This window comes from Scytonema sp. HK-05 (assembly GCF_963872035.1).
Taxonomy (GTDB): domain Bacteria; phylum Cyanobacteriota; class Cyanobacteriia; order Cyanobacteriales; family Nostocaceae; genus Kalymmatonema.
In genome coordinates this window covers 64,390-70,389 of record NZ_CAWMYC010000123.1, presented here as the reverse complement: position 1 = coordinate 70,389, position 6,000 = coordinate 64,390, and the positions used below count along the sequence as shown (strand labels likewise).

5 protein-coding genes are annotated in these 6,000 nt (G+C 41.3%); all 5 read right to left on the bottom strand.

The genetic code is table 11. The annotated features are described in order from the left end of the window. Positions 1-438: 438 nt before the first annotated feature. A complete protein-coding gene (locus AACT52_RS26410; protein WP_073633999.1) occupies positions 439-639 on the bottom strand; it encodes a hypothetical protein in 201 nt (66 codons plus the stop codon). A gap of 271 nt (positions 640-910) precedes the next feature. Then, entirely contained in the window at positions 911-1,207 is a 297-nt protein-coding gene (locus AACT52_RS26405) for a hypothetical protein (RefSeq protein WP_073633997.1), read from the bottom strand. A 61-nt stretch (positions 1,208-1,268) separates the two neighbouring features. Next, positions 1,269-3,377, bottom strand: coding sequence for a TonB-dependent receptor plug domain-containing protein (locus tag AACT52_RS26400; protein ID WP_073633996.1), 2,109 nt, complete (start codon positions 3,375-3,377; stop codon positions 1,269-1,271). Between the two features lie 618 nt (positions 3,378-3,995). Further along, on the bottom strand, positions 3,996-4,490 hold the full coding sequence (locus AACT52_RS26395) for a GNAT family N-acetyltransferase (protein WP_073633995.1): 495 nt from the start codon (positions 4,488-4,490) through the stop codon (positions 3,996-3,998). A gap of 181 nt (positions 4,491-4,671) precedes the next feature. Further along, complete coding sequence (locus AACT52_RS26390) at positions 4,672-5,841, bottom strand: RpoD/SigA family RNA polymerase sigma factor (protein WP_073633994.1); 1,170 nt, start codon at positions 5,839-5,841, stop codon at positions 4,672-4,674. Positions 5,842-6,000: the final 159 nt, after the last annotated feature.

Below are 6,000 nucleotides of genomic sequence, written 5' to 3'. Positions count from 1 at the left end.
TAGATTAATTTCTTTGCAAGGGGGCAAAACTAGCGTAGCTAGTTTTGCCCGCCAATATATCTATTTTTGGAATTAATTTAATATTAAATTTGTCTGTAAATGCTGCTACATTCTCTTCTCAGACTGCAGCCTGGAAATGAATTTTCTGAGGCTCCGCCTCCAGTTTTATTCTATTGCCAAGTAGAAACATCTCACAGCTATCCATAACTCTCCAATAGATTAATTTCTTTGCAGCCGGGCAAAACTAGCTACGCTAGTTTTGCCCGCCAATATATCTATTTTTGGAATTAATTTAATATTAAATTTGTCTGTAAATGCTGCTACATTCTCCTCGTTCCCAGGCTACAGCCTGGAAATGAATTTTCTGAGGCTCCGCCTCCAGTTCTATTCTATTGCCAAGTAGAAACATCTCACAGCTATCCATAACTCTCCAATAGATTAATTTCTTTGCAGCCGGGCAAAACTAGCGTAGCTAGTTTTGCCCACCAATATATCTATTTTTGGAATTAATTTAATATTAAGCTTGTCTGTAAACGTTGCTACATTCTTCTCGTTCCCAAGCGCAGCCTGAAAATGAATTTTCTCAAGCTTACTCCCATCAGGAGTGTAAGAGGATGTCTGAGAAGTCAAAAATGTCATGCTGTTAGCGTAGCTCCTCGCTCTGCGAGGCACGGAGCGCCAGCGCAGTGAAGCATCTCAAAAATTAACGAGAAACAGGGATTCTTCGCTCCACTTCGTTACGCTCAGAATGACAAAATATACCGTCCACAAACTTTTCAGACATCCTCTAAGATTACCGATGTAGTTTCTTCTCCCCTGCTCAAGAGCTCCCCTGCTCCCCTGCTTCTCTGCTCGCCTGCACACCTTACGGTAATCTTCGGGCAGCAAAGGAGTAGCCTCCAGTGCTATCCTATTCCCAAGTGGAAACATCTCGCAGCACATCAGGAATTTCCCCTTGAGATAGAGGAAACTCCAACACAGTTTCTCTAAGCCCCAAATACCTAGACTCGGCGAAGGATAACAGCATCCGCGCCAACGCTAACCAAACCTCAGGCTCGTACTCCCAATCACCATAACGCGAAGCCCTACCCGCAATTGAACGCAGCGCCCAGAAATAACTGTTCCTCACCACGGAACCGCCTTTTTTGTACTCTGGCACATCTTCTTGATGGAGAAAAAGCACGCTGTTTTCAATTCTTGCTCTCATAACAGCCATTCTAACGCGAACAGATGTAGAGACGAGCCATAGCGCGTCTCTGGCACGTCTCTTAAATATTAGCCGTTAAACCCAAGCGGAACGTAAACCCAGGGCTATAGATACGGTTGACTCGCTCGTATTGTTCATCTAGTAAATTTTCTAAGTAAACCGTCAACCCCAAATTTCTTGTAACAGGAACACGAGCGCTAAAATCCAAATTAAAGAAAGATGGCGAGAACTCTGTAATTGACTCTCCGGTTCTTGTATATATAGCTCGACGAGCGCCACCATAATAAGTCGCATACAAATTAGCCTGCCAGCCTCTGTTTTCATAACCAACACCAGCAGAAGCGACAGAGTAGGGAATTAAGCCCAATTGTAACCCTTTTTCTGGTCCTGTTTGTATTTTGGCATCTGTGTATGTGTAGTTGACAAAAGTTGACCACCCAGAACCAATTGTCCACCGCAGCGCCGCCTCTAAACCATTGGTATCAACTAACCCAATATTTGCCCATTTTCCTTGTACGACTCCCAAGCGATTATCTAAACTACTGCCGAAGTAAGTGAACTGTCCTACTAAATTCTCCAAAAACTTAACATCAACTCCCGCAGTCCAAGATGAGCCAGTTTCTGGTTCTAAATCAGGATTAGGTAGCCATCCATGTACCGTATCATAAACATACAACTGATCCAAACCAGGATTGCGCTGTCCTCCCGCCCAACTTCCCCGCACAGCTAAAGCAGGAACAATATCATATTTAAATCCCACACTAGGATTGAGATAATTCCCAAATTTGCTATCAAAGCTTTGTCTCAAACCCAAATCTACCTGAAAATTATCGCTGATATTCAAAGTATTAACTGCAAATAATGCGGTATTCAATAAACTCTCGCTTTCATTTTCATTCGAGGTAATTCGATCAGGAACTGTACTGAATACATCTCCATTTAAATCTGTGTTTTGCAAATCTAATCCCCAACGCAATTTATAATTTGGGGTCAGTTGCCATGTATGGTCTACCCTAGCTGTATATAATTGTGTATCTAAACTCCCTGTACGGTAAAATTGGCTGCTGGGACCGTAAGTGTTAAAGTAATCTTGGTTATAACCGAATGTGGTTGTAAGAACAGAAGTGTTCCCATTACCAAGGCGAGTTTTCCAAGAAAAGCCAATATTTAAATTATCGTGGTCTAGTCGGTCTCTTTGTAAAGGAAAGCCAAAATAAATTAATCCCCGACGACTGCTAAGTGTAGTTACATCTAAACTTAAGGTATTCCTAGGATCTACATCAAAGGCAAAACTGCCAAAGTATGTGCTTCTTGCTGTATCTGCATTAAATAAATATCCTCGCTCATCACGATTTGCTGCACCAAGAGGAACGCGGTAACGGTTATCTATAAAACTCCTTTCAAAGCTCAGGTTATATCTTAAAGAGCCAGTTGCACCGCCATAGCTTAATTGTTGATTATTAAAATTTAAAGAACCAAATTCTGCAGCCGCATTGAAGCGAGGAACACGGCTACCTTCTTTAGTGATGATATTAACAACTCCTCCAAAAGCTGAGGAACCATAAAGAGTAGAAGCTGCACCACTATACAACTCCACTCGTTCAATAGCTTCTACAGGAATACTATTTAAATCCGTTGCACCATGATAGGTGTTGACATTGGTGTTAATAGATCTGCCATTAATAAGAAATACAGACTGGTTAATCGAGGCTCCGCGATAGTATGTACCTGTGTGAATATCTGCACCATGACCTGTATCATTGATAGCAAATCCAGGCAATTTTTTCAAAACATCAGATACACTTGTCGCACCCTGTTTTTCAATTTCCTCTTTTTCAATAACATATGTCGGAGTAGATTGAGGAAGGTCATCTTTTTCCCCTGTCACATCTATAATAATGGCATCATCTTGAACCGTGGGTTCTGACTCGTTTGGTGTGGAATTTGGTTCTGGGTTATCAGTTGTTTGTGGCTTTTTAGATGGGGCTGGCGTTTGAGTCAGTAATTCTGCACTGGTGTATGGTTGCTTTATCTCATTTAAAGATGGAATTTCTGATGTCTTCTTTATAGAAGTCTTTTTAGGAACTAAATTATTTTCTTTTGCAAAGGTAACGGAAGCGAAAGCAAAGTTAATTAATAAAATTTGAAAAATGAGGAAACTAAATTTCATTTTCTCTGTCACCACACAAAATTCTCATGACACACCACTCTAAGCTGTTCCACATAAAAATTGCACCTGATTTTTTGTGATGAGCATCATAAGTACCCGTGTTTTTACAAACGACTGATGACAAAAGACAACCCTCACTCTAAAACTAGGCAATCAATAGGTGTTTTAGCTTAGTAAGAAACTTCGTCACTTTACGGGTGATCAGAATAATTGTCAAAAGACAAGGTGTAAAACTTCTTCAAAAGAAAAATATGTAGTATTCTGGTACAGGAAGCGAATTCATAAATTTATCTCACGCAAATACACAAAGATACTAAAAAGGTTCTCTTTGCAACGCCAGTCGCCTGCGGAGGGAAACCCTCCTGCAGCGCTGGCTTGTCTTTGCGTGAGCTACTTCTAGCATTTGTCGGTTTGTTCCAGCACGTATGCTGCTATATTTTCAAGTAGCATTCCATCGATGAGCCAACGTTAGTGTTTGCCTAGCGTCTGTGTTAGGAAAAGCCTAGGTTCTTTAAAATACTTTTACGCGCTGAAGTCAGGAATCTGCTTTAGGTTAATGTAAAAACTTAAATTAAACTACATAAAAATACATATTTTATGAATTTTGTCAATGTATTTCTATCCCTGACAACCTAATTTGATCAGCGTCTCATCAGTAACGCGACAAATTCGCCAATCATCTAAAATAGTGGCTCCCATACGGCGATAGAATGCGATCGCTGGTTCGTTCCAATCCAAAACACTCCACTCTAACCTTCCACAATCTCGTTCTACAGCTATCTGCGCTACTTTGGTGATGAGTTCTCTGCCAATACCTTGTTGCCGATATTCTGGTAAAACAAACAAATCTTCTAAGTAAATTCCTGGTTTTGTCAAAAATGTTGAATAATTATGAAAAAATAGGGCAAACCCCACAGCTTGCCCTGTATATTCTGCTAATATTGCTTCTACGTATTTAGGGGAGCCAAATAGATGCTCCTTTAGTGCCACAGCATCACCAGTGACGGCATGAGATAATTTTTCGTACTCTGCCAGCGCTTTTATTAGTTTAAACAATATATCGCAATCGGCTGGTTCAGCAAAACGCAAAATTAAATCGCTAGGCGAAGTCATTTGTTATGAGTCATGAGTTGTTAGTCATAAGTCATTAGTCCATATTTTATAGTCGATAGTCAATAGTCATAAGTTTTTTGACTCTAGAACACCAGTTGTCTACAGACGCAAACTCTCCTGTAGCGCTGGTTGCTCTTGAGTATTGACTGTTAACTGTTGACTGCTAACTGTTGACTGCTGACTATACTAGCCACCCCTTTAAGCGTTTGGCGATGTGAGGACGCCGCAACTTCCGCATAGCTTTGCTTTGAATTTGGCGAACTCGCTCGCGGGAAAGATTGAACATAGTGCCAACTTCTTCCAAGGTACAGGGTTCGCTGGTAATTAAACCGTACCGCAGAGAGATGACGTCTTTTTCCCGTGGAGTGAGTACGTCACCTAAGACTTCCCAAATCTCCTGGCGCATCATGCTTTCGTTCATTTTCGCCTCTGGAGAGAGGTTATCTTCATCTTCTAGCAAATCCATTAATTCCGTGTCTTCTTCTTTACCAACACGGTGGTTGAGGGAAAGTGCTTGTCGTCGTAGTTGTTGCAACTGGCGTAGTTGTGGCGCGGGAACATCCAAAGCTTCCGCCATTTCTTCTTCGGTAGGATTGCGCCCTAGTCTCTGTTTGAGTTCGCGTTGCGCTTTTTTAAGCTTGTTAAGTTTTTCAACAATATGAATGGGCAAGCGAATTGTCCGCGCATCGTTGGCTATAGCCCGTGTAATTGCTTGTCTAATCCACCAATAGGCATAGGTAGAAAATTTATATCCTTTATCTGGGTCAAATTTTTCCGTAGCACGATTTAACCCCATCGCTCCTTCTTGAATTAAATCTAGAAAAGGAACTCCGCGATTTAAATATCGTTTAGCAATAGATACTACCAACCGTAGGTTAGAGCGAATCATTTTACGTTTTGCGACTCGCCCTTGATACAAGCGATGTTCTAGTTGTTTTTCTGTCATCCCCAAATGGGAAGCGACAGTTGCCTTATTCGCTTGATCTCCTAATTGTTCAGACAAGGAAGCTTGTAATTCTCTAATTTCCTCTAAAAACCGGACTCTGCGCGCTAATTCCACCTCTTCATCTGGCTTTAGCAACGGGTATCGAGCCATTTCTTTAAAAAAAGCGCCGACGGCATCATCATACTCGGTTTTGTTATATCCCGAGGGACGAGCCGCCGCCATTTGATCTCCTGCGCGATCTTCGGCTTCCAAATTTTCTACAACAATTGGGGCTTCTTCATCTGCCACTGCATCTAACGTGATAAATAATTCTTCATTATCAGCAGCACTTCCCATTGTTTCCATTGTTCCCAAGTCAGCAATATTCATAGTTTCCTTCAGGGATTGTTGCTCTGTTTGGTACATAATTAGTGACAGCTGCTCTGCAAAAATGCTTGGTGGTTTTTCTGAGGGACAAATACACCCGTTGAATCATAGAATCCGAGCCTTTGTCCATAATTTCTGTGAGTTTGATCAACGTTATCTATACTGTTATTACAGGAATTTCCCGCTTTGGCAAAAGTG